General features: G+C 41.7%; 24 protein-coding genes and 6 tRNA genes. 12 read left to right on the top strand and 18 right to left on the bottom strand.

The features are described 5' to 3' along the window. Positions 1-323: 323 nt before the first annotated feature. The 14 genes from I5907_RS11810 to I5907_RS11875 form a co-directional block, all read right to left on the bottom strand. Positions 324-1,106, bottom strand: coding sequence for a hypothetical protein (locus I5907_RS11810; RefSeq protein ID WP_196990914.1), 783 nt, complete (start codon positions 1,104-1,106; stop codon positions 324-326). A gap of 245 nt (positions 1,107-1,351) precedes the next feature. Further along, entirely contained in the window at positions 1,352-2,155 is an 804-nt protein-coding gene (locus I5907_RS11815; protein ID WP_196990915.1) for a bestrophin-like domain, read from the bottom strand. A gap of 26 nt (positions 2,156-2,181) precedes the next feature. Further along, entirely contained in the window at positions 2,182-2,517 is a 336-nt protein-coding gene (locus I5907_RS11820; protein ID WP_196990916.1) for a hypothetical protein, read from the bottom strand. Between the two features lie 38 nt (positions 2,518-2,555). Next, positions 2,556-2,993 carry a hypothetical protein gene (locus tag I5907_RS11825; protein WP_196990917.1) on the bottom strand — a complete coding sequence of 146 codons (438 nt, stop codon included), beginning with the start codon at positions 2,991-2,993 and terminating at the stop codon, positions 2,556-2,558. A gap of 305 nt (positions 2,994-3,298) precedes the next feature. Then, complete coding sequence (locus tag I5907_RS11830) at positions 3,299-3,943, bottom strand: response regulator (RefSeq protein ID WP_196990918.1); 645 nt, start codon at positions 3,941-3,943, stop codon at positions 3,299-3,301. 209 nt (positions 3,944-4,152) lie between these two features. Further along, a tRNA-Ala gene (locus I5907_RS11835) sits at positions 4,153-4,226 on the bottom strand. A 226-nt stretch (positions 4,227-4,452) separates the two neighbouring features. Next, a complete protein-coding gene (gene nusG / locus I5907_RS11840; RefSeq protein ID WP_196990919.1) occupies positions 4,453-5,049 on the bottom strand; it encodes a transcription termination/antitermination protein NusG in 597 nt (198 codons plus the stop codon). Between the two features lie 6 nt (positions 5,050-5,055). Then, a complete protein-coding gene (gene secE, locus I5907_RS11845) occupies positions 5,056-5,250 on the bottom strand; it encodes a preprotein translocase subunit SecE (RefSeq protein WP_196990920.1) in 195 nt (64 codons plus the stop codon). Positions 5,251-5,347: 97 nt separating this feature from the next. Further along, positions 5,348-5,418 (bottom strand) — tRNA-Trp (locus tag I5907_RS11850). A gap of 98 nt (positions 5,419-5,516) precedes the next feature. Beyond that, entirely contained in the window at positions 5,517-6,704 is a 1,188-nt protein-coding gene (gene tuf, locus I5907_RS11855; RefSeq protein ID WP_196990921.1) for an elongation factor Tu, read from the bottom strand. A 213-nt stretch (positions 6,705-6,917) separates the two neighbouring features. Beyond that, positions 6,918-6,989: transfer RNA gene (locus I5907_RS11860), tRNA-Thr, on the bottom strand. 80 nt (positions 6,990-7,069) lie between these two features. Beyond that, positions 7,070-7,142 (bottom strand) — tRNA-Gly (locus tag I5907_RS11865). Positions 7,143-7,253: 111 nt separating this feature from the next. Continuing rightward, a tRNA-Tyr gene (locus tag I5907_RS11870) sits at positions 7,254-7,339 on the bottom strand. Positions 7,340-7,422: 83 nt separating this feature from the next. Further along, positions 7,423-7,495, bottom strand: a tRNA-Thr gene (locus I5907_RS11875). A 351-nt stretch (positions 7,496-7,846) separates the two neighbouring features. On the opposite strand from I5907_RS11875, the gene I5907_RS11880 reads away from it, so the two are divergent. From I5907_RS11880 to dctA, 4 genes are all read left to right on the top strand, one after another. Next, on the top strand, positions 7,847-8,944 hold the full coding sequence (locus I5907_RS11880; protein WP_196990922.1) for a vWA domain-containing protein: 1,098 nt from the start codon (positions 7,847-7,849) through the stop codon (positions 8,942-8,944). A gap of 159 nt (positions 8,945-9,103) precedes the next feature. Next, the gene (locus I5907_RS11885) at positions 9,104-9,844 is read left to right on the top strand and encodes an acyl-CoA desaturase (protein ID WP_196990923.1); all 741 of its coding nucleotides are present in this window, start codon (positions 9,104-9,106) and stop codon (positions 9,842-9,844) included. 188 nt (positions 9,845-10,032) lie between these two features. Further along, positions 10,033-10,485, top strand: coding sequence for a 30S ribosomal protein S16 (rpsP, locus tag I5907_RS21780; RefSeq protein ID WP_196990924.1), 453 nt, complete (start codon positions 10,033-10,035; stop codon positions 10,483-10,485). Between the two features lie 278 nt (positions 10,486-10,763). Beyond that, positions 10,764-12,008 carry a C4-dicarboxylate transporter DctA gene (gene dctA, locus I5907_RS11895; protein ID WP_196990925.1) on the top strand — a complete coding sequence of 415 codons (1,245 nt, stop codon included), beginning with the start codon at positions 10,764-10,766 and terminating at the stop codon, positions 12,006-12,008. Here dctA and I5907_RS11900 read toward each other — a convergent pair whose 3' ends face one another. Together I5907_RS11900 and I5907_RS11905 are read right to left on the bottom strand one after the other, a co-directional pair. After that, a complete protein-coding gene (locus I5907_RS11900; RefSeq protein ID WP_196990926.1) occupies positions 12,009-12,521 on the bottom strand; it encodes an SRPBCC family protein in 513 nt (170 codons plus the stop codon). Between the two features lie 147 nt (positions 12,522-12,668). After that, the gene (locus tag I5907_RS11905; protein ID WP_196990927.1) at positions 12,669-13,772 is read right to left on the bottom strand and encodes an ABC transporter permease; all 1,104 of its coding nucleotides are present in this window, start codon (positions 13,770-13,772) and stop codon (positions 12,669-12,671) included. A 116-nt stretch (positions 13,773-13,888) separates the two neighbouring features. On the opposite strand from I5907_RS11905, the gene parS reads away from it, so the two are divergent. Continuing rightward, positions 13,889-14,329, top strand: a complete 441-nt coding sequence (gene parS, locus I5907_RS11910; RefSeq protein WP_196990928.1) for a type II RES/Xre toxin-antitoxin system antitoxin — start codon at positions 13,889-13,891, stop codon at positions 14,327-14,329. Next, positions 14,326-14,778 carry an RES family NAD+ phosphorylase gene (locus tag I5907_RS11915; protein WP_196990929.1) on the top strand — a complete coding sequence of 151 codons (453 nt, stop codon included), beginning with the start codon at positions 14,326-14,328 and terminating at the stop codon, positions 14,776-14,778. Before parS ends, I5907_RS11915 begins: the two co-directional genes overlap by 4 nt. On the opposite strand, the gene sppA is transcribed toward I5907_RS11915, so the two are convergent. Next, on the bottom strand, positions 14,775-16,538 hold the full coding sequence (gene sppA, locus I5907_RS11920) for a signal peptide peptidase SppA (RefSeq protein WP_196990930.1): 1,764 nt from the start codon (positions 16,536-16,538) through the stop codon (positions 14,775-14,777). The genes I5907_RS11915 and sppA overlap by 4 nt on opposite strands. Positions 16,539-16,598: 60 nt before the next feature. Between sppA and folK the strand changes: the two genes are divergently transcribed. The 3 genes from folK to I5907_RS11935 all read left to right on the top strand — a co-directional run bounded on the left by folK (position 16,599) and on the right by I5907_RS11935 (position 19,376). Then, the gene (gene folK, locus I5907_RS11925) at positions 16,599-17,084 is read left to right on the top strand and encodes a 2-amino-4-hydroxy-6-hydroxymethyldihydropteridine diphosphokinase (RefSeq protein ID WP_196990931.1); all 486 of its coding nucleotides are present in this window, start codon (positions 16,599-16,601) and stop codon (positions 17,082-17,084) included. A 147-nt stretch (positions 17,085-17,231) separates the two neighbouring features. Then, positions 17,232-17,864, top strand: a complete 633-nt coding sequence (locus I5907_RS11930) for a deoxynucleoside kinase (RefSeq protein WP_196990932.1) — start codon at positions 17,232-17,234, stop codon at positions 17,862-17,864. 264 nt (positions 17,865-18,128) lie between these two features. Then, positions 18,129-19,376 (top strand): MFS transporter, encoded by a 1,248-nt coding sequence (locus I5907_RS11935; protein ID WP_196990933.1) that lies wholly within the window; start codon positions 18,129-18,131, stop codon positions 19,374-19,376. 9 nt (positions 19,377-19,385) lie between these two features. Here the strand turns inward: I5907_RS11935 and I5907_RS11940 are convergent, their stop codons facing one another. Then, complete coding sequence (locus I5907_RS11940; protein ID WP_196990934.1) at positions 19,386-19,862, bottom strand: YkgJ family cysteine cluster protein; 477 nt, start codon at positions 19,860-19,862, stop codon at positions 19,386-19,388. A gap of 108 nt (positions 19,863-19,970) precedes the next feature. On the opposite strand from I5907_RS11940, the gene I5907_RS11945 reads away from it, so the two are divergent. From I5907_RS11945 to priA, 3 genes are all read left to right on the top strand, one after another. Further along, positions 19,971-20,948, top strand: coding sequence for a sterol desaturase family protein (locus I5907_RS11945; protein WP_196990935.1), 978 nt, complete (start codon positions 19,971-19,973; stop codon positions 20,946-20,948). Between the two features lie 240 nt (positions 20,949-21,188). After that, positions 21,189-21,896: a lysophospholipid acyltransferase family protein gene (locus I5907_RS11950; RefSeq protein ID WP_196990936.1), complete on the top strand. Its 708-nt coding sequence runs from the start codon at positions 21,189-21,191 to the stop codon at positions 21,894-21,896. 132 nt (positions 21,897-22,028) lie between these two features. Further along, on the top strand, positions 22,029-24,521 hold the full coding sequence (priA, locus tag I5907_RS11955) for a replication restart helicase PriA (RefSeq protein ID WP_196990937.1): 2,493 nt from the start codon (positions 22,029-22,031) through the stop codon (positions 24,519-24,521). The last annotated feature ends 145 nt before the right edge of the window (positions 24,522-24,666 follow it).

Consider the following 24,666-nt stretch of genomic DNA (forward strand, 5'->3'; position numbering starts at 1 on the left):
CTAATTGTCTGTTTTACAGATGGTTGTGTTCTTCCGGTATAAACAAACGATAATGCAGCAATAAAGAGATACTGAGATATCTTATACAAATAAAACTTACAGGTGTGCTTGCATCGGGATAATAATGCACCCGCTGTTGTGTAGAGCAGCCTTCACTTTTAAGAAAAGATGTTATATTTTTTCTGTAACCAGCTTAGCATTTTCATGGCATCGCCTGTTGTGTCACTCACTTGTGCGTCCCGTTTTTATGGCAACTGCAGCGATCTGTTTAAGCTGTAGGCTGTGTTGAATTTGGTGTTATTTTGTTGTTTTCTTTTCTGCCATCATGAGGCCGTAGTAGTTGGTATAGTGCTTTGAGCAACATTTGAAATACCACTTTGCAGCGGCTCAGCAGCAGATGTAGTTGCGTCTGGGGCAGGTGGCTGGTTTTCCTGTGTTTTCATTACCAGGTAAGTAGCACTGCTTATACCTGTTAAAGCCAGCAAAGTATCACTTAGTTCAGGCAGATCGCAACCAGATTTAATCAGTGTTACTTTGTACAGGTAAACTATTACTGCAATAATCGTCCATGTAAAATTCTGAAACCGGTGCAGGCTGATGCCGTTGGCATCAGAAAGTATGTCTATAAAAAAACCTTGTGAAGGTCGGTTCTGGTGCCGCGGCCTGTTATCGCTGATGTCCTTTTTATCTATCAGTGTACCCGCAACTGCTGTACCGGCAAAAATGCCCATTAGCACAAGTGCTGTTTTGTTTATATCTGTGTCTGCACAGTCTCCTTTAAACAATGAAAGATAAATGTATACAGAAGAGATGATCACCGTCCATATACCAAATTGTACTTTGGTAAGGTTAAATGGTGCATTGGAATTGGTCAATTTCCATTTGCTTTTCTTTTGTAACATTTTGGCATTTGCCTGGAACTCGTCCTGGTTGGTGATCTCATCGCGCAGTATGTTGCTATAAGCTGCGAGTACAAAAAAAAGTATGGTAATAACTGATATGGTTATTGATGCAATGACAGATTTTACATCATAATCTGTTTGAGTATTGCAGCCAGCCAGTATAAAACACAGAAAAAAGGGCGATAAACAGAGAATGCGTTTCATTGTATAATTTTTAGTGGTGCATGATTGATAATATTAAGCCTGTAATGATGATGCAGGAGAGTGTATAAAACAAGTATTTCTTTGCGTGGCAGCACGCGTTGCTGTGTAACAATAATTTCTACGCTTCAATCTTCGCATTTGCTTCATAGTATTGCTGCAGTTGAAGAGTGCGACGCAAGGAACGGTGAGCTATGTTACAACAGCCGGGCTCCAAATCTTCTTTCTTATCAATACATAGCATACTGCTATTCTATGTACCCGTTGTCTTTTAACTGGTTTTGTACATCTTTATAGAGATCGTTTGTGATGCCTTGTTTATAGCTGAACGGATGATCTAAAGTGTATACAAGGAACATGCACATGGCAATAAAGCTTACCAGGAAAGACAGGTATATTCTCTTCATTTTCGGGGATGGTACATTAAAGAAAAAGAAGAAAATAACCATCATTGCGGAACCTGCATTTAAGATAAACCATACCATATCCGGCACTTCTGAGTGGCTGTGGTAAAGGCGGTTGCGGCGAAGATCGTCCAATGCATCAAGCTCGTTATCGATAACGTTGAGTATGTTGCTTTCAGATCTGTCATGCGCATCGATGGTGAGCAGCTGGCTTCGCAGCACCCGCAGGGTGTTTGGCTGTTCTATTGCAGTATTGTCTGTACTTGTTTCCCATTCGTTGTTGATTACTTCGCTGCAATAACCGTAAACATTTTCCTGTACACTTATTTTTATACTGTCTGACAGAACTTCTGTATGCTGGAGAATACCGGTTAGTTTATCTGTTTCGCCTTCTATTGTTTTTTCAAGCTCCCGGTAATCGTCCCATACTGCTACAATTACGAAAGCCAATACCAGCGAGTAGATTAGGCTTATACCACCGAAAACAATTCCTGCTGCTTCGTTATTTAGCCCGGCATTGTTGCTGGTAAAAACTTTCTGGAACAACGATAATGCCGCCTGGGATAGTAATACGCAGGCAATGATAAACAGTACACACAGCACAGGCATGGGAACTGTAGAGGCAATGGTAGACAGTAGGGCCGGCATGATGCACCATGTTTGATTGAGTTGTATTACACTTTAATGAAACTAAAGATGGTGTTGGTGATCATGGTAATCAGGTTGGTTTTAAACTGATCGATCCTGATTTCTGCAAGACCGGCCTGCTTTAGTGCAGTCATCTCATCTAATGCGGCTTCTTCTTTTAAAAGGAATGCTATATCATCAGCTTTTAAAGCCCCGCTTTCGAGTTCCAGAGTCCATTGCTGGAGATTAGATTTTAAACTGCCGATGGCATTTTCTCCATCAGCTTTTGCCTGTGATACATAATCCTGCAGGGTTGTTTTAGCCAGTGTGTCAACACCGCTTTCCAGGGCCTGGATCAACTGATCTATATTGATTACACTCATGTTATACTATTTACAAAGTGAAAAATGTGTGGTAAAAATTAGTTCGCGCCTTTTATTTTCCCGCTTTCCAGGGCAGATATCTGATCGAAGGATTCGCCTATGAGAATCTTAGACTGGTTAATGAAAGCAGTATCCAGTGTATTTTTTTTCTGCCATCTTGTAAGAAAACCGCCAAGGGAGCCGCCGGTGGAGTCTATCAATACGCTCCACATTTTTGTGGTAACGATATTTTTTGGTTTGTTTTTTTCATACTCATAAATCTTACTAAGATTGGTTCGGAGCTGGGTTACTTCTGTTGTATGAAGTTTAAAGCTGTCTGTGGCACTGCTCATTACATTCATAGCATCTACTTTTAGCGATGTGGCCTGTGCATACGAGTATTGATCAAACTTTGCAATGGTTGAGCACGATGCTGCCATTAGCAGCAGGCAGGCAAGAAGAAAAGCCGGGGTTTTCTTTAAATAAAGTCTAGTCATGTTTTTATTTTTTTTGTAATACTCAATAAACAGCCACACCACTTTTATGCAGTGCAGGAAACGATTTATTTTTTGTAGTTAAAGGGGCGTATACCAGTTATGTATTGCTACAATGGCTGAAGCGCGTTATAATGAATGAAGTATGTTTAGTTTTAAATATCCCCTCTTAAACCCGGCCGGTAAATTATTTAAGAAGAGTTTCGAACCAGCAAATGGTGCCACAGGTTAGCTACCTGTTTTATTAATCTCGCTGCAAATTTCCCTATCAGTAATGCTTTGTACAATAGCTAATTATGGCTATTTTTTTAAACGATATTTTTTTGAATGGCGGTTGCCACAGCTTCCGAAACACTGTGTACATGTAGCTTTTGATAGATGTTCTTTATATGGTTATTTACCGTATTTACTGCAATAAAGAGTTCTGCTGCAATCATTTTATGGCTGTAACCTTTTACCAGCAAATTCAGTATATCCATTTCGCGATTGGAAAGATTGAAGAGTTCTTTATTGGCTTTGTCAGATTTTTTATTGAAATGCCCAAGCACACGGCGTGCAATAGATGGTGTCATGGGTGCACCACCATTCACTACTTCAAGAATACCTTCAATCATTTTATCGTTGGGTGCATTTTTTAAAATATAGCCATGAGCACCAGCGAGCAACGCATTAAAAATTTTATCATCTTCCTCAAACACTGTTTGCATAATGATGAAAGTGTCCGGGAAATATTTAGACAGCAGTTTTACACCTTCAATGCCATCGATACCGGGCATATTAATATCCATAAGTACCACATCCGGAATATTGCCGCGCAGGTCGTATACGAGATTGTTACAGTTCTCGTAGTCGCCTACACATTGCATATCCTTTCTCAGACTGATCATCAGCTTTAGAGCATCCCGGCGATGTTTATGATCATCAAAAATGGCTATCTTAATTGGCTTATCCATTGCAATACGAAAGGTATGCATTCTGATTAAATGCCTGATCCTGTCTGAGTATAAAATTAGGCTTGTAATGCACGGTTTTCAATAGCTATATCAGGCTATTTTGAATTGTTGATTTACACAGTGGGAAGTGCTATCATGGAGAAGTTGGTTTACAAGGGCAAAAAGCCAGATGAAATAACAATAGACAGATATTAATAGAAAGAGAGGAGTGGAGAATACCGGATTCGAACCGGTGGCCTCTTGCATGCCATGCAAGCGCTCTAGCCAACTGAGCTAATTCCCCAATGGGCAGCAAAAATAGTGTTCCTGTTTAAACAAGCAAAAAAGAATAATGATCTTTGGTAATTTAATGGATGTAAGGCATAAAAAGGAGTGGGGCGGCACTTGCTGAAATGCAGGATGAAGTACAAGAGTGCGACGCAACCACAGCCAAATAGTAGCAATACAGCCGGGCACAGCATAAAAAAAGCCCGCCATGTAGCGGGCCTGCAATATTTTACTGTACGTGATTATGATATTTTTTCTACCTGTATGTAGTTTAGTTCAACCGGGGTAGAACGGCCAAATATTTTTACCGTTACCTTCAGTTTTTTCTTTTCATCATTCACTTCTTCGATAACACCGTTGAAATCGTTGAATGGTCCTTCAATAATTTTAATGGTTTCACCTACTATAAATGGTTCACTGAGTGTTACACCCTGGTCATTCATCTCATCAACCTTACCAAGCATCTTATTTACTTCAGACTTGCGGAGCGATATAATATTTCCTTTTGAGCCTTTCCCGTCTGTAAGAAAGTGCATAATGTTGGAAATATTACTGATGTGGTGAATAATGTCATCTGTAAGTTTTCCATCTGCCACTTCGAGCATTACGTAACCCGGGAAATAGTTTTTTTCGCGCATCACTTTTTTTCCGTTCTGCACTTTGTAAACTTTTTCCATTGGAAGAAATACCTGTTTGATGATTTCTGTCCAGCCACTGCGGGCTATGTCTTTATCAAGATATTCTTTTACTTTCCTTTCTTTACCGCTTACCACACGCAACACATACCATTTGGTTTCCGCCTGCTGCACATCCTGCTGTACGTCCTGTGTATCTGTCATGGTTGCTTACTTAAAAAGTGAATAGATCAGTTTCAGTACTTCGCTGCTTGCAAAGTCCATTAAAGATACCATAAGCATGATTAATATGGTGGCAACGAGTACAATTGCAGTGGATTGCTGCAATTGAGTGGCTGTAGGCCAGGTCACCTTATCCATTAATTCATGGTAACTTTCTTTGATGTAGTTCGATACTTTGTTCATCCAAACGATTTGAGAATTTGAGAATTTGATTGTTTGAAAATGAAAATTTTAAAAGCGGGTAAAACCGTTCTATGTACTACATTTTCAAATTTCTCAGCACGGGCACTAGGATTCGAACCCAGATCAACGGTTTTGGAGACCGCTATTCTACCATTGAACTATGCCCGTAGAAAGCTAAAAGCTATTCCGGTAGTCCGAAACAGCTTTTAGAGTATGTTTTGCAAAGATAAAATCATTTGCTAAAAGCTAAAAGCCGAAGCTTAAGCTTATTTGATTATTTCAGTAACCTGGCCTGCACCTACTGTTCTACCACCCTCACGGATAGCAAATTTCAGACCTTTATCCATCGCAATTGGCTGGATAAGTTTTACAGTAAGGCTGATGTTATCACCTGGCATTACCATTTCAGTTCCTTCAGGTAATACAACTTCACCAGTTACATCCGTTGTACGGAAATAGAACTGAGGACGATATTTGTTGAAGAATGGTGTATGACGTCCGCCTTCTTCTTTGCTCAGTACGTATACTTCGCATTTGAATTCAGTGTGCGGAGTAATAGATTTAGGCTTACAGATAACCATACCACGACGGATATCTTTTTTCTCAATACCGCGAAGCAATAAACCTGCGTTATCACCTGCCTGGCCTTCATCCAATAATTTTTTGAACATTTCAACACCTGTTACGGTAGAAGTAAGTGGCGCATCCATCAAACCAACGATTTCTACAGACTCACCAACTTTTACAATACCACGCTCAATACGACCGGTAGCAACAGTACCACGACCAGTAATAGAGAATACGTCTTCAACAGACATCAGGAATGGTAAATCAACCGGGCGCGGAGGCAACGGAATATAGCTGTCAACAGCATCCATCAGTTCTTCAACTTTAGCAACCCATTTTGGATCACCAGCCAAAGCACCTGTAGCAGAACCCTGTATAATTGGCGTATTGTCACCGTCGAAACCTTTTTCAGTCAACAGTTCACGAATTTCCATTTCAACCAGGTCCAACAATTCAGGATCGTCAACCAGGTCAACTTTATTCATAAATACTACCAGGCGAGGTACACCTACCTGGCGTGCAAGCAGGATGTGCTCACGTGTTTGAGGCATAGGACCATCTGTAGCAGCAACTACAAGAATAGCACCATCCATCTGGGCAGCACCTGTAATCATGTTTTTAACGTAGTCAGCGTGACCCGGACAGTCAACGTGTGCATAGTGACGGCTGGCAGTCTGGTACTCAACGTGCGCTGTATTAATTGTGATACCACGCTCTTTTTCCTCAGGAGCACCGTCAATCTCATCATATTTTTTAGCCTGAGCCAAACCTTTCTTGGAAAGAATATCGGTTATAGCTGCGGTCAAAGTTGTTTTACCATGGTCAACGTGGCCAATGGTACCAACGTTTACGTGGGGTTTCTCCCTTTTAAAGGTCTCTTTAGACATCTTTATCGTTTTTAATTGTGTGTTTATAATTCCATGTCAACAGACCTTGTCCATTGACCATAGTTTCTTTTTATTATCCCGGCAGCAGCACTTCGTGGCATCGCCTGTTGTGTCACTCACTTGTACGTTCCCTTTTTATGGCGTCTGCAGCGTTCCGTTTTACCGGCTTTCTGCAATACACACGAAACGTTTTCCAGGTAAGGTGGTCAGAAGAGCCGTTGATGAGAATTGAACTCACGACCTCTTCCTTACCAAGGAAGTGCTCTACCACTGAGCTACAACGGCATTCTCAGTTTCGAGATGTTAGTTTGCAGATTTCAGTTTCAGCAACCAAAACAGTAACAACTAAACCCCAAACTAAAAAGAGCGGGAGACGAGGCTCGAACTCGCCACCTATAGCTTGGAAGGCTATCGCTCTACCAAATGAGCTACTCCCGCTAATAATTTGACGATTTGAGCTTGCACCGGTGTGTAGCCGGTAGCAGTGCAAATCTCCATCAAAGAGCAAAGGTGCAATTTTATATTCCCGGCGGGAGTTGTAAAATTGTATGGTGGGCAGGAGTGGATTCGAACCACTGAAGTCGAAAGACAGCGGATTTACAGTCCGCCCCATTTGGCCGCTCTGGAACCTGCCCGTTAAGATAAAAGTGGAAAGTAAAACTATAAACTGAAAACAATGATTTTCTGTTCTTTTACTTTTTTCTTTTCTCTTGTCAAGAGCCACTTGTCGGAATCGAACCAACGACCTACTGATTACAAATCAGTTGCTCTACCAGCTGAGCTAAAGTGGCAAGTTGTAGAAAATTGCATGTTATAAAGCATTCTGATTTTGAATGGTTTATCATGCATCAAAGAACTGCCCCGTTTTTCGGGATGGCAAAGGTAAGTGAAAACTTTATACTGCAAAATTTTGAAAAGAAAATTTTCAGCTTCTTTTCAACACTTGTTGGCAATTTGATTTTTTAGAAAAAAAACTCCGTCACTGAAGTTTGTGCGCCTGTTTCATAAACATAAAAACATCACCAGTGTTATAACTGCTGAAATACTTATTTCACAGGCATTTGAATAATTTAACAACCGCATCAGCAATGTTTTGCGGCTTTAGTAAATCACCTTTTTCTTTTTTTAAGTAGTTTACATGTATGTTAGGACACCGCTTTATAAAATTTGATCCCAATGCAAACGGTAAAACAAAATTTGAGCAAATGCTTGATTTGTTTATGCAACTTCTTACTTATGCAAATGGAGATGTTAGCGAAGCTTTGCAATGGATGAATGAACTGGATAAAAAATACCAGCTTACAGATGATGAATATGGTATGGGCGACTTTATCGACGACCTTAAAAAAGAAGGATATATAAAAGATGATAATGAAAAAGGCCAGATTGTTATAACCGGCAAAAGTGAACAGAGCATACGCAAACGCAGCCTGGAAGAAATCTTTGGCAAACTTAAAAAAAGCAGGCAGGGAGACCATTCTACAAAAAAGCCGGGTCTTGGAGACGAGATAAGTCCTGATCACAGGCCATTCCAGTTTGGCGATATGCTTGAGCAGATTAATTTTACAGAAAGTATTCGCAATGCGCAGATCAATCATGGCGTGGAAAATTTCAATATGCAGGAAGATGACCTGCAGATACGGGAAACAGATTTCAAAGCGCAGACCTCAACTGTTTTAATGATTGACATATCTCACTCCATGATTTTATATGGAGAAGACAGGATTACCCCGGCCAAAAAAGTAGCGATGGCACTAAGTGAACTGATCACAACAAAATATCCGAAAGACACTTTGGACATCGTTGTTTTTGGTAATGACGCATGGCCGGTGGAAATAAAAGATCTTCCTTATTTACAGGTAGGGCCGTACCATACGAATACAGTGGCCGGGCTCGAGCTGGCAATGGATATACTGCGTAAACGAAGAAATCCCAATAAGCAGATATTTATGATTACCGATGGTAAACCTACCTGCTTAAAAATCGGAGGCCGGTATTACAAAAACAGTTTCGGCCTTGATAGAAAAATAACGAACCGTTGTTTAAATCTTGCCGCACAGTGCAAAAAGCTAAAGATTCCCATTACTACATTCATGATAGCCAGTGACCCTTACCTGCAGCGTTTTGTAAATGAATTCACAGAAACGAACAATGGTAAGGCTTTCTTTGCAAGCCTCGACAGGCTGGGTGCATTTATCTTCAAAGATTTTGAGAGCGGAAAAAGAAAAACCGTGTTTTAAGCAACCATCATTGCTTAGTAATTTTATAACACTCTTTATCAGGTATATTAAGTGCCTGACCGTATCTTCGCCACCCTTCTTAAATGGTTAAGGATTTTAAAAATATGGCCACAGCAAGGTCTATTTGAACAGCATCTTCCGGATGTGTAAAACATTAGTATGTATTTTATTATTGCGTTTTTCATTTTACATTGGTATTTGTCATTATTTTCCCAAACGTTTTTTCTACACAGGTATGCGGCACACAAAGCTTTTACCATGAGTAAAACATGGGAACGTGTATTTTTCCTTGTTACTTACGTTACGCAGGGTTCCTCTTATTTAAGCCCGAAAGTGTACGGGATCATGCACAGGATACATCATGCTTATACAGATACCGAACTTGACCCACATTCACCCGCATATGACAGTAACTTTTTTACCATGATGTGGCGAACAAAAAAGGTATACACATCGATCATGGATGGTACTTACCCTATGGAAGAAAAATTTACTAAGAATGTACCTTCCTGGAACTGGTTTGATAAATGGGCCAACAGTTCCTTGTCACGATTGCTCTGGATTGGCATATACGTTTGCATTTACATAGCATTTGCTCCGTCTTACTGGTGGTTTTTACTTATTCCTGTGCATGCAGTAATGGGGCCGTTACATGGGGTAATCATCAACTGGTTTGCTCACAAATACGGCCATGTTAATTTTGAAACAGACAATACTTCCAAAAACCTCTTCAAACTCGATGTACTTATGATGGGTGAAGGTTACCACAATAATCACCATAAATTTCCTTCGCGAATAAATTTTGCAGCCGGAAAAGGGGAGTTTGACCTTTGTTACCCGATTATCCTGCTGCTGATGAAACTCAAGGTTGTTAAGCCGTTAAACGCTGAAGTTCAATAGTTGTTCCAACAGTACAAGAGTGCGACGCAACAGGCGATGCCATCACTGCTACAGCCGGGTTCAAAAAAATAATATAGTCTGTACGGCAATAAAATTTGGTATTTTAGCGATACATCTTATTTTCGCAGTCCTGAATATTTATTCAGGGCGTTAACCTAATTATTTAAGCCTGTAAATTTCTATTTAAAATGGCAGTTAAAATCAGACTTCAGAGACACGGAAGTAAAAAGAGGCCTTTCTATTTTATTGTAGTAGCCGATGCCCGTGCACCCCGTGATGGAAAATTTATCCAGAAAATCGGAACTTACAACCCACTTACAGTACCAGCAACAATTCAGCTCGACAGGCAGAAAGCCCTTGAGTGGCTGCACAAAGGTGCACAGCCAACTGATACCGTAAGACGCATTCTTTCGTTTAAAGGCGTATTGTACCTTAAACACCTGCTGCGTGGCGTAAAGCTTGGTTTGTTTGATGAAGCTACCGCAATGGTTAAGTTTCAAAAGTGGCACGAAGAGCATGAAGCAAGCGTAAAACGTCGTACAGAAGAGCACAGAAAGGCACAACGTGCCAGACGTCCTTATGGCGGCGGGGCATCAGGTGGCAGAAGGTATGAGCAGAGAAACGAAAGTTCTGCTCAATAATCCAAGGCAACTGAAAATCTCTTTTATAAATCCCGTTCATTTTTTGAACGGGATTTTTTTGTGTACCCGGCAGCGGTATTTTATGGCATCGCCTGTTGCGTCGCACTCCTGTACTGCACTGCAGGAAGCAACAGCGCCGGGCCGGCCAGCAAAATAGAAGATCTGGAAGCCTGCTTTTGTAAAAAATTACTGCCACTATGTGCGAAATAAAACATCTACCCGCCCGCAGTATTATTTGAAGCAATGCCTACTTTTAATACTCTGTAAAACGTTAGCCGATGAAAGTATTAAAGAGCCTTTATGCACAGGTAATTATAGCAATATTCATTGGTATATTATTAGGTGTATGGGTGCCGGAATTTGCCGTTGCTTTAAAACCCCTCAGCGATATTTTTATCAGGCTTATCAAAATGATGATCGTACCCATCATTTTCTGTACGATTGTAACAGGTATTGCCGGAATGGAAGATATGAACACTGCCGGCAGGATTGGTGTACGGGCGCTTATATATTTTGAAATTCTTACTACCATAGCACTTATACTGGGGCTGGTAATTGTAAACCTGGTAAACCCGGGAGATGGTATGGCTGTAGACCCCGCCAGCTTAGATGCCAGCGGCGTACAGGGTTATGTGAAGGAGGGCGAAGCGTCTGGTGGTTTTATGAGCTTTATATTGCACATCATTCCCGAAAATATCCTCGGTGCATTTGCCGAAGGCAATATTTTACAGGTTTTATTTTTCGCAGTGCTGTTTGGAACAGGATTGGCGAAGATTGGTGGAAAAGCTGCGCCGCTGCTGCGTGGCATACATAGTTTAACAGAAGGATTGTTTGCTGTTATGCGTATCATTATGAAGCTTGCGCCTGTTGGCGCACTGGGCGCTATGGCATTTACAATAGGCAAATTTGGGTGGGATTCACTGCTATCTCTCGGTAAACTGATGGCGTGCTTTTACGCTACCTGTATTATCTTCATTTTTCTGGTACTCGGCGGCATATTAAAATTTTATGGTTTCAGCATTGTACGGCTGATCAGGTTTATAGGAGAGGAGTTGTGGATTGTACTGGGAACGTCGTCTTCTGAAAGTGGATTACCGGGCTTAATTCAAAAATTAAAAAAGCTTGGTTGCAAAGAATCTGTTGTTGGTTTGGTTGTGCCTACAGGTTATTCTTTTAACCTGGACGGTACATGTATCTATCTTACAATGGCAGCCATTTTTATAACCCAGGCTGTAGATATGCCATTAAACTTTGGCCAGCAGGTCTATTTATTGCTCGTGCTGCTGCTTACATCAAAAGGTGCTGCAGGTGTAACCGGTGCTGGTTTTATTACCCTTGCAGCAACGCTGCCAATAGTAGAACATATTCCTGCTGCCTCTGTAGCCATTATATTCGGGATAGACCGCTTTATGAGCGAAGCAAGAGCCATTACCAACTTTATTGGCAATGCAGTAGCCACTATTGTGGTAGCAAAATGGGATAAGAAAATAGATATGGAAACCGCGAAAAAATTTATCGGCTGATTATTTTTTTTCCAGAACAAACTTCAGTTTGCCAAGGCTCTGCTCCATTACCGGCCCCAGGATCTTATCATTGGCCATAGAACCGAACCGCTCCCACGGATACCAGTTTAACTGTTGCTCAAAAGACCATTGTACGGTGGTAATGCTGTTGGCTGTATCTTTTAGTAATGTGAAAATACTTTTTTGAATATTTCCACCGCCACTTTTCCATTCTGTGTAAATACTGTTTGCGGTACTTCGCGTAAAACTTACTTCGCCACCGCTGCCGATTTTTATAGCAGTACCGGGCCCTGCTGTTTTTGCAGAAAGAAACGCAATGCTTGCTGTATCTGCGCCGTCCATCCAAAGTTTCCAGTATTTGGCATCGTCCAGGTATTTGTAAGCAGTATCGTAATTAGTGCTGATGTTGATAGCCCGTGATACAACAACTTTGGAAGGAAATAATAACCCGATTGCGGTAACAATAGCAAAAAGAATAAAGAAGCTTGCCAATACTAGTTTTAAAATGCGCATATTGTTTGTAAACTTTTGTCTGTCTTTTAAAATATAGGTTAATTACAAGACTGATGCTTTCATCTTCGCGTTTGCTGAATAACGCTGCAATAGTACAAGAGTGCGACGCAACGAAGCATCATGCATGTGCTGCAGCCTGGCCCAACATTATTCCCACTTAAATACTTTTATGGCGATGGCGTAGAGGATAACGCCCCAAATTAATAATATACCTACATCCTGCCACACATCTAATATGCCGGCGCCTTCGAAAGAAATTTCGCGCATGGCATTATTAAAATGTGTTAAGGGTAAAAGGTTGCAGAAAAACTGTAACCATTTTGGAAAAACTTCTATCGGGAAAAATGTGCCTGATAATAGAAATTGCGGAAAGGTAAAAAGGTTGGCAAATGGCGGTATGGTGCTTTCATTTTTTGCCACGTTGCTTACAATAAATCCATAACCCATGAAAACGATAAGGCCCAGTAAAGAAAGCAGCATCAATTGTAAAAATGTAATAACGCCATGCACGAGTGTAAAATCAAACGCCAGTACGCCAATACTTACAATAACAACTGATGCAATCATCTGGAAAAGTACGCGGCTGATGGCCTCACCCAGGACGATATAAGTCCTGGTGATGGGAGTTGCAAAAAAGCGTTTAAGCACCAGTTGCTGGCGAAGATTGAAGAATAAAAAGGCAACTCCAAACACACCTGCACTCAGTAAAGAAAAGCCAAGCTGGCCGGGTAGTATAAAATCGATTTGCCGGTATACCCTGCCGGGTATTTTCTGAACATCTTTCTCAACTTTTGCAATGCTTGCTGCATTTGGATAAACCTGCTCATTTATGTTACCGATAACGGCATTGAGTATAGACTGGAGTATATTAAGATCCTGCGTTTTTACGGCTTCGGAAGTCGTTAGCTTTACGAGGTATGCGGGATTGCCATTGTTTTTCTCGATCTTTATAAGCGCGGTAAGATTGCCTTTTTCCAGGTCTTCTTTTATCAGGCTATCTGGTTTGTCTTTGAAGTTGATGGCTTGGATATTGCTGATAGCGTGGTACACCGGGTTAGAAGTATCGCTGGTTTTATCGAGTGCAACATTCACAGAAAAACCTCCGCCCTCGCCAATAAAACCAAAAACCAGTATGAAGATAAGCGGAAAACCTACGCTAAAGATAACTGAAGAAGGACTGCGAAAAGTGGCTCTGAGACTGGCTTTAGTAATTGAAAGCATTGCTTTTACCTGGCTGTACTTACCCTCCATATATTGCGCTGTTGTGGCGCAAAGCTATTTTATAATGTATTAGGGTTCAAAAAAATAACTATAAGCATTCGGGATATATAGACAAATGACGTATATTTGTACGACAAATGACGGATATGGCAAAACAAAAAAAATATGCAGACCAGCAGGTACCACACTCAGGTGCAGGGGATGGTGCCCTGCATTACAGAACTGTGAAGAGATTGCCGGAAGTAGCCGATTTTCCCTATCGTAAATTTGAAAAAATTGCGGCACTTGTGCCTTTTACGCAAAAGGATTGGGCCGGTATTTTGCATCTTTCAGAAAGAACATTACAACGCTATGCTAAAGACAACAGCAGTTTTGAAGGAATTTATGTGGACCGCATTCTGCAGATGGAGCAACTGATAGAACTGGGTTTGGAAACCTTTACCGATGCTACAGCTTTGTATAGCTGGTTGCGTAAAGAGAAAAAAGTGCTTGGCCATACATTGACTTTCGAATCTTTGTATTCAGCACAGGGCATACAGGATTTAATCGATCAGCTAAGAAGAATTCAATACGGTGTTTATTCATGATAGTTTACAGGTTCTCACATCCTAAATATGCAGATGATATTTCAGGCACGGGTGCAAAACTTGTTGGTGGAAGATGGAACCTGCCAGGTACTGCACTTGTATATACCAGTGCAAGCATTTCACTTGCGCTGCTCGAGGTATTGGTAAACGCCAGCACATTGGAGCAACTGCAGGTAATACAATTAATGGAGATTGAACTGCCTGAAACAGGTTTTCACGAAGTGAATAAAGCAAGGCTTAAGAAAAACTGGTGGAATGATTTTGAATACACTCAATGGATGGGGTCTGAAATTATACGGTCAAATGCACCGCTTGTTATTCAATGCCCTTCTGCAGTGGTAGATAAGGAACATAACTACTTACTGAACCCTGCCCACGCACAATACTACATGGTAAAAATAAAAGCCAGCAACAGCTTTCGCTTCGATGAACGTTTATTTAAGGTTTAATAAATGTTCATATCAAAAGGTAATCTTGCCTGCGGTGCCTGCATTAGTTCTTTCACATTTTTTACCCGTTGCAGCATCTGGTATTGCTCTGCGCCTATTTTTTTTACAATGGCTTTTTCAGAATTGCTTTCTACAAAGTTGTCGGCATTTGTTATCTCCTGCCAGAATGTTTTCTTTTCCGGGTATTCTTTCAACCAATAATTTTTTGTACCCGCCATTCTTGCTGCGCATTCAACTGCATCCTGCAGCGTGCCCGTTCTGTCAACAAGCTTAAGCATAATGGCTCGTTCGCCGGTGTAAACGTGCCCTTGTGCAATACTATCTACATAGTCAATATTTGTCTTTCTGCCTTCAGCCACACGGGATTTGAAGGTGTAATAAATAGAGTCAACAGAGGCCTGCAGGAACCTTTTTTCTGTTTCAGTCAGCGGCCGGTTTACACTACCCATATCTGCATAAGGCCCTGTTTTAACGCCATCGAAAGTAAGCCCCAGTTTTTCATTGAAAAGCTTTTGCATATTAGGCAGCAGGCTAAATACACCGATTGAACCGGTAATGGTACCGGCATTTGCAAAAACAGAGTCTGCGTTACAACTAATATAATAGCCGCCGGATGCTGCGTAATCACCCATACTTACCACTACCGGTTTTGCTTTTTTAGCCAGCGTTATTTCACGCCAGATGGCATCACTTGCCAGGGAACTGCCGCCGGGAGAATTTACACGAAAAACGATTGCCTGCACATCATTATCTAACCGGGCTTTCCTGATCAATTCAACAAATTTGTCGCTGCCAATCTGCTCATCATCACCCTTGCCACCCACGATATCCCCGTTGGCATAGATGAGCGCAATTTTATCGCCATTACCCGATTTTTTATAAGGCACGGCTGCACCATATTCATTCAGTTCAGTAAAATTGATTTTATCTGTATTTTTCAGTTTTAACAGGTTGATGATCTCATCTTTTACTTCGTCGTCATATTTAAGTCCATCCACAAGTTTATTATTCAAAGCATCGTTTGCACTGCGGATAACACCGTTTACAGACAGTGAATGCAGTGTTGCCGTATCGATGTTCCTGGCTGCTGCCGTAGTTTTAAGCAATATGCTGTAGAGATCATTCAGCATATCTGTAGTTTGTAAACGGCTGGGCTCAGACATTTTGGTAAACCTGAAAGGCTCTGTGGCACTTTTGTATTTTCCTGCATAGAATACCTGCGGCTCTATCCCTAGTTTGTCAAGCAGGCCTTTCATAAAAAGATATGTAACGGAAAAACCGTCCCAGTCAATACCACCCTGTGGGTGACAATAGATCTTGTTGGCCGCCGTTGAAACGTAATATGATTTCTGATCTATCGTTTCGCCGTATGCAATCACAAACTTCCTGCTTTGTTTAAAATCAAGAACAGCATTGCGTAATTCCTCGCTGGCGCCGAAGCCATTCATGTTGCTGCCCGCTTTTATATACAGGCCTTTCACTGTGCTGTCTTGTTTTGCATAATGCAGAAGACGCACCACATCATACAAACCGGGACTGTTTCCAGATTCATCGCCGGTGATAGATGCTATGGGATTTTCTTTCTCCTGTTCATTGTAAATTTTATTCAGGTCCAGAACCAGTACGGCTTTCTGGCCAATTGCGGGTTTATCGGGTTGTACAACCGCACTTAATATCCATATGCCAATAACCAATGCAAGAACACTGAAAATAATAAGGGCAAGGAATGAAGCAAAGAATGTTTTGAGGAAACTCTTCATAGTTCTCTTTTGTGCATGTCAAAATTAAAGATATTTGAACCCTACTAAGGATTTGAATATATGAATAAAGCATACCTGCTGACAGGCGGCAATTTAGGCGACCGTGCCGGAAACCTTGCAATGGCCAGTGCGTACATTCAACAATATTGCGGTACAATAGTTCAAAAATCGTGCTTGTACGAAACGGCAGCATGGGGCTTGCAGGATCAGCCGGATTTCTACAACCAGGCTATACTGCTTGAAACGGACCTAACCGCACCAAATTTAATGGAAATTCTATTGCGTATAGAATACAAAATGGGCAGAACCAGAACAGTGAAGATGGGGCCACGCATCATTGATATTGACATGCTTTTCTACAATACTGCCATAATGGAAACCGCAACGCTCATTATTCCACACCCACGCATGCAGGAAAGACGTTTTGTTTTAATGCCCCTTGCAGAGATCGCACCACAATATGTGCACCCGGTTTTCCATAAAACAATTGTGCAGTTACTGGAAGCATGTAAGGATGAATTGAATGTGTATAAAATTGAACAATAGCATTCATTTAGCCACTTAATTTTGAAGGCTGTCAGTACAAGTAGCGCATGATGGAACAGTGCTGAATAGAGGAACAACAGTACAAGAGTGCGACGCAACAGAAGCCGGATAGTAGTAATGCAGCCGGGTACAAAATACATCTCCTAAATGAAATATCACTTCATAACAATAGAAGGCAACATTGGCGCGGGTAAAACCACGCTTGCACACCTGTTGTCAAAAAAACTAAATGCACGGCTGGTGCTTGAAGAGTTTGATGACAATCCTTTTCTGCCGAAATTTTATGAAAACCCGCAACAGTACGCGTTTCCGCTGGAATTGTTTTTTATGGCCGAACGTTTTAAGCAGTTGAAAGACATGCTGCGTACAAAAGATATGTTCCAGTCTGTAACGGTATCGGATTACCTGTTTACAAAGTGCCTGCTTTTTGCAAAAGTAAATTTGCCCGAAGAAGAATTTCGCCTGTACCAGAAGTTGTTTGAGATTATGCACCAGCAGATCGTATTTCCCGATGTGGTAATTTACCTGCATGCGCCGGTGCAAAAGCTGCAAAAAAACATCAGGAAACGCAACCGTGTGTATGAACAAAATATTCCCGATGAATACCTTTTCAGCATACAGGAAACGTACACCAGCTATATAAAACAACATAATATTACAACGATTTTTATTGATGCTTCCAATGCCGATTTTCTCGATAATGAGAAACACCTGCAGGTGGTTTTAGACGCGCTTGAAACTGACCTGGAAGGTGGCCAGCATTACTTTACATTGCCGTAATATTTTTGTATTTATTACAGTGATGGATACCGGCATCAGCAAATTATGGCATCGTCCCTTGCGTCGCAATCCTTTCACCTGTATAGCTTATGGCAGCTTCAGCCTGCGGGTACATTCCCCACAATTATTTTCAACATGCATCCTGTGCTACCGGTCAATGCACATACATATTACTTCGATAATCACTTCAGAAATATGATTGCATATTAATTACTGCATTGCATCTTTGCAAAATAAGGACAAACCTCTTCCTTATTTTTATTCATGGCAAATCGGCAACAGCAAAATTCACCACTTGCAGCAGTAAGAATACCAGAATACAGGAGCCTTATGATTGGCCGCATGGTATTTATAATGGGTTTACGAATGATGGGTACACTTGTGGGCTGGTGGATTTACAATCTTACCAACGATCCGCTGGCAATAGGTCTTGTTGGCTTATCCGAGGTTATCCCGGCTGTATCACTTGCATTGTATGCCGGGCATGTAATTGATAAAAACGAAAAGCGGTTTATGATTTTGCGGGGCGTGCTGCTGTATGCATTATGTGCAGGCGTTTTGCTGCTTTTATCAACCAGCTTTGCAGCAGAACGATTGAGTAATCATTGGATTGCAATTGGCGTTTACACGGTAATTTTTTTTACAGGTGTTACAAGAGCTTTCACCGGGCCGGTATTTAATGTACTGGTAGCGCATATTGTACCAAAAGAAATTTTGCAGAATGCCATAACATGGAACCAGGGTGTGTGGCTTACCGCGTCGGTTGTTGGCCATGCAATGGGTGGGTTATTAATTGCCCACATTGGCATTACAGGTACATTAAGTGTAATATGTGTGCTTATTCTCATTGCTTTTTTTGTAATGCTGCAGCTAAAACCCAAACCGCCACTCCACGAGCAAGGTGAGAAACGTACATGGGAGAGTGTAAAGGAAGGACTGAGATTTGTTTTTAAAACAAAGGAACTGCTTGGTGCCATCTCGCTGGATCTTTTTGCGGTATTGTTTGGCGGTGCCGTAGCCATGGTGCCTGTGTTTGCAAGAGATATACTGCATGTAGATGCAATAGGTTTTGGCTGGTTAAATGCAGCCAGCGATATTGGCTCTATTTGTATTGTGATCATTCTTACTATTTCACCCATAGCAAAACAACATGGTAAAAAGTTGTTGTTTGCCGTAGCCGGTTTTGGCACTTGTATCATCATTTTCGGGTTGTCTGAATTTTTCTGGTTGTCGTTTTTTGTGCTTATGGTAAGTGGTATGCTGGATGGTGTAAGTGTGGTAATACGTGGTACCATAATGCAGTTGAAAACACCCGACCATATGCGGGGCCGTGTAATGAGTGTAAACAGCATGTTTATTAATTCGAGTAACGAGCTGGGCCAGTTCGAAAGCGGTGTAATGGCCCGTTTGCTTGGCAACGTGCCTTCGGTGGTTTTTGGTGGGTGTATGACCTTGCTGGTAGTTATCATTACCTGGGTAAAAGCGCCAAGTCTTCGAAAAATGGAATATTGATCACGCCTGTCAGGAGCTTAATTTTTCAAGCACATAATACACAATAGGGCAGAAAGTAGCATTTTTGAGGGTAAGCTGTTGTCTTTTAAGAATAACATCCTCATCAGTGTACGGAAAGCGCTCACAATCTGATGGCCGTACTTCATAAATGCTGCAAAGATTACCGGCACCCAAAAAGGGGCATGGCTTTACCTGCAGCACATAATCACCATCTTCGTCAATACGCAAATACGTTTCTATAAATTCGCTTTCCCGCATTTTCAGGTGTTTACTGATGCGCTTGATATCCGGTGTTTTAAAACGTGGTGAGTAATTTTTGCAGCAGGCAGCACAATCCAGGCAATTGATTTTTTCAAATGCGGCTTCATGAAGGGCCGGCAGTTGTTTAAGCACTTTGTTTTTGTCTGCCCGGTTTAAGAATTGTTTGTACTGTTTCTGGTGTTCGGTGGATTTTTTTTGCCAGTTATGTAAAATGTCGTCCTTCATACTTTCAGCAAGTTTTAAATTTACCTCTTCAGGATTTATATTTCCTTTGTATCAACAAAAATGAGACATTCCGGTTAAACCACGCCGTATGTTTTATCCTTCAACAGCATGGAAAGTATAAGAGAGCAATGGCTGATTCTTATTTCTACCCCCTTATATCTTTTTATTATAGGGCTTGAAATTCTGTTAACCCACCTGCAGCATAAAAAGGCTTACACAATCAGGGATACGTTTACCAATATTTACCTCATGTTGCTCAACGGTGGTATAGACCTGCTTTTCCGGGTGGTTACCATGGCGGTTTGGGTATGGTTTTATCATTATTCCAATGTTGCATGGCATGCGCCGGTTGCTTATTGGGTATGGCTGGTTATTGCAGAAGATTTTATTTATTACTGGCTGCACCGGTTCGATCATGAAGTGCGCTTTTTTTGGGCTACGCATGTTACACACCATAGTTCTCAAAAAATAAACTTTACAGTTGGTTTTCGTTCTTCCGTTTTTCAGCCTTTGTACCGGTTTATTTATTTTATACCACTGGCCTTGTGTGGGTTTAAACCCTTGGACATTGCTTTTGTGTATTCTGCAACACAGATATGGGGCATATTTGTACATACCGAACTCATTAAAAAAATGGGCTGGCTGGAGTATATTTTTGTAACACCTTCTCATCACAGGGTACATCACGCATCCAATCCCAAATACCTCGATAAAAACATGGGTATGTTTCTTATTATCTGGGACAAAATGTTTGGCACCTTCCAGGCTGAACTACCCGACAATGAATACCAGCCCATAAAGTACGGGTTAACCAAAAACCTGGAAAACCCCAATGCTGTAACCATTGTGTTTCATGAGTGGCAGCAACTGTGGAAAGATATCAGGCGTAAAGACATCAGTTTTAGAGATAAATGGAATTATGTTTTTGGTCCGCCGGGCTGGAGCCACGATGGCAGCAGGCAAACAAGCGAGCAGATGCGCAACCTGGAAAATACAGCAGGCTGGAACTATGACAAAGCAGATACAAAAGAAGACCTGCAGGTGGCAATAGCTTATGCTGCGAACAATACGGAAGAAAAAAATTAACAGCGTGTTGTACCTGCCGCAAGCCGATTAAAACAACGCTGATGAGCGCGGAACTGTTGCATACAGTTATACCGTACAAGAGTGCGACGCAACAGGCGATGCTATGAAATACTGCTGATGGGTACAAAAAAATTATAACGGTCAACTCTCCTTATCTTCGGTTCAACTAAACTTACTTTTCTGAAAAGGTTGTTTCAATACGTTTACTGCGTTTACGCATTGCTGTGGTTTGTTATCATTATGTTTTTGGTATTGCCATTTGTGCTCATTGCTTCTTTTTTTGGCGTAGCAGGTGGCAACTTTGTCTATCGCCTGTGCAATCTTTGGGCAAGGCTTTGGTACGGGCTGATTTTTATACGGCATAAAGAAACGTACGAGGTGCCGCACGACAGAAAAAAGCAATACATATTTGTGGCCAACCATTGCTCGTATATGGATATTCCTGCACTCGTACGCAGTCTGCACCAGCCCATAAGGGTACTTGGAAAATATGAAATGGTCAACTATCCTGTATTCGGCTGGATATACCGGGCCGCAGCTATTGTGGTAGACAGAAGCAGCCCTGAGAAGCGCGCCAAAAGTGTAAGGGCGCTCAAAGCAGCCCTGAAGCACGGCATATCGATTTTTATCTTCCCGGAAGGCACATTTAATGAGACCAGTGCACCGCTGAAAGACTTTTACGATGGTGCTTTTCGCATAGCCATCGAAACACAAACACCCATCAAACCTGTACTTTTTATTGATACCTTAGACCGTATGCACTGGCGTGGTTTTTTTGAGTTAACGCCCGGCAGGTGTGCAGCGGTGTACATGGATGAAATACCGGTACAGGGTTATACCATCAAAGAAATGCCTGCATTAAAACAACTCGTTCACCAAAAAATGGAAGCAGGGCTCAGGCGCTACAGGAATTATAATGTTCCCACATTGCAAAAGGCTGTTGATTAAATACAGGTTATGAGCCGGGCTTTTGTATTTCATGGCATCGCCTGTTGCGTCGCACGCTTCAGGGGTTCCGCTCTTTGTGCACCAATGGCACGCTGAATATCACCACCACGTTTGGTATATTCGCGCTACAACATGCAGTCATCTCAATCAAATACATCATTGTTTTCAGATGCGGACAACACTGCTGCACTCTTTGCTGAAGTAATTATACCGCTGGCATTGCCGCAGAACTATACATGGCGTATTCCTGCACATTTTCAACAATCGGTACAGGAAGGATCAAGGGTAGAAGTGCAACTGAAGAATAAGAAATATGCAGGTATTATCAAAACCCTGCACACCAATAAGCCTGCGGCCTTTGAGCCCAGGGAAATTATGAATGTGCTGGATGCAGATCCTGTTGTGTATGGCGGGCAACTGGCATTATGGCAATGGATAGCCGGTTATTATATGTGCAGCGAAGGCGAAGTAATGAATGCTGCTGTGCCTGCAAACCTTAAACTTTCGAGCGAAAGCATACTTATATGGAATGAAGAATATGGACTTGATTTCAGCAACTTGAATGATGAGGAATACCTTGTAGCAGAAGCATTGGAACTGAAAAAAGAACTGCGGCTGAGCGAGGTGCAGCAAATACTGGATGTAACGCATGTTTATCCTGTAATTAAGAAACTGATTGAAAAGCGTGTTTGCTATGTATGGGAAGAGCTGAAAGAAAAATACAAACCCAAAACAGAAACCTATATAGTACTCAATCCTGTTTACCACAACGAGGATTTACTGGCCCGGCTGCTCAACGAATGGACCAAAGCCCCAAAGCAGCTTGAACTGATGCTTGCCTACCTGCACATTATAAAAGCAGAAGGAGAAGTTACACAACCTGCGTTGCTCAAAAAAGCCAATGCCAGTACAGCACAGCTCAAAGGACTGATAGACAAAAAAATACTGGTTGCAGAAAAGAGAGATACCAGCCGCCTGCCGGTATTGCCAAAAAATATGTCGCTTGATTTTACTTTATCTGCCGCACAGGAAGCGGCGCTTGAAAAAGTACAACAATCATTTGCAGAAAAGCAGGTTTGCCTGCTGCATGGTGTAACTGCAAGTGGCAAAACGCAGCTTTACATCAAGCTGATTGCAGAAACGATTGCACGTGGCCGCCAGGCTTTGTATATGCTGCCGGAGATAGCACTTACAGCACAAATCATCCGGCGATTGCAAAAGCACTTTGGTGGCAATATTGCAATCTACCATTCCAAGTTTAATCCAAATGAGCGTGTTGAAATATGGAACAAGATAAAAAGCGGTGAGATAAAAGCGGTGCTTGGCGCCAGGTCTGCCCTGCTGTTGCCTTTTAAAGAACTGGGCCTTATAATTGTGGACGAAGAGCATGACAGCTCTTACAAACAACATGACCCTGCGCCACGCTACCATGCAAGAGATACGGCCATTTATTATGCCTCGCTTCATCAAGCCAGGGTTTTACTGGGCAGCGCAACGCCTGCTATAGAAACATACCACAATGCGCTTGCAGGCAAGTATAGTTTGGTTGAACTCAATGAAAGATTTGGTGAAGGAAAGATGCCCGGTATTGAAGTGGTAGATTTAAAGCAGGTACCTGCAAAAGACAAACAGAAGCAAATGTTTTCCCCACAAATGAAAACAGCCATCGAGGCTTCTTTACAGCAAAAAAAGCAGGTGATTATTTTTCAAAACCGCCGCGGTTACACGCCTTATATGATCTGCAGTGTGTGCGGCTGGATACCTCAATGTCAACATTGCGATGTTACGCTCACCTACCACAAAGCAAAGAATAAACTAGCCTGTCACTATTGTGGTACCGTGTACCCGGTAATAAACACCTGTGCTGCTTGCGGTAGCCATAGTTTTATGCAAAAAAACTTCGGCACAGAAAAAGTAGAAGAGGTAATAATGGAAGATTTCCCCGGTGCAAGGGTAGCCCGGATGGATTATGACAGCGTAAAAGGAAAGCATGATCACGACAGCCTGATAAAACTTTTTGAACAACAGCGCGTAGACATACTTGTGGGTACACAAATGGTGGTAAAAGGATTAGATTTTGAGCATGTAAACCTGGTAGGTATTCTCGATGCAGATGCATTGCTCAACTTTACCGATTTCAGGGTAAATGAGCGTGCTTTCCAGTTGATGGAGCAGGTAAGCGGCCGCGCCGGCAGAAAAGACGACAAAGGCAAAGTGCTTATACAGGTCACCAATGTGCTTCATCCCGTATTGCAGTTTGTACAACAGCACAATTACCGGTTGTTGTACGAGTATGAAATTACCAACCGCAGGCATTTTTTCTATCCGCCGTTTTCAAGGTTGATACACATTACTTTCAGGCATAAAGAAAAGCATATAGCCGAAGAAGCAGCCAATCTTATGGTGCAGGGGCTGCAGGCATTCAAAAGCAATATATCAGGCCCGGCAGAGCCCGTTGTAAACCGGGTGAGGAACCAGTACCTGCAGGATATATTACTCAAATTACCGAAAGATGCCGCCACGATCAGCAATTGTAAAATGCAGTTGCACCAACAGGTGATCATTATACATACGAATAAACGTTACAGGAGCGTAGACATTATTATTGATGTGGACCCCGCCTGATTTTCTGCATTCTTTCAAGGATATTTTATCATTTCTGCAGAAATAAGTGTATAAATGTCTTTTATTTTTAAAATCAATCTTTAAGCTAACAGTAGTTTGTAAAAGTTGTCATAATACTACTACATACACAGTAATTCATTCATTA

This window comes from Panacibacter microcysteis (assembly GCF_015831355.1).
Lineage (GTDB): Bacteria > Bacteroidota > Bacteroidia > Chitinophagales > Chitinophagaceae > Panacibacter > Panacibacter microcysteis.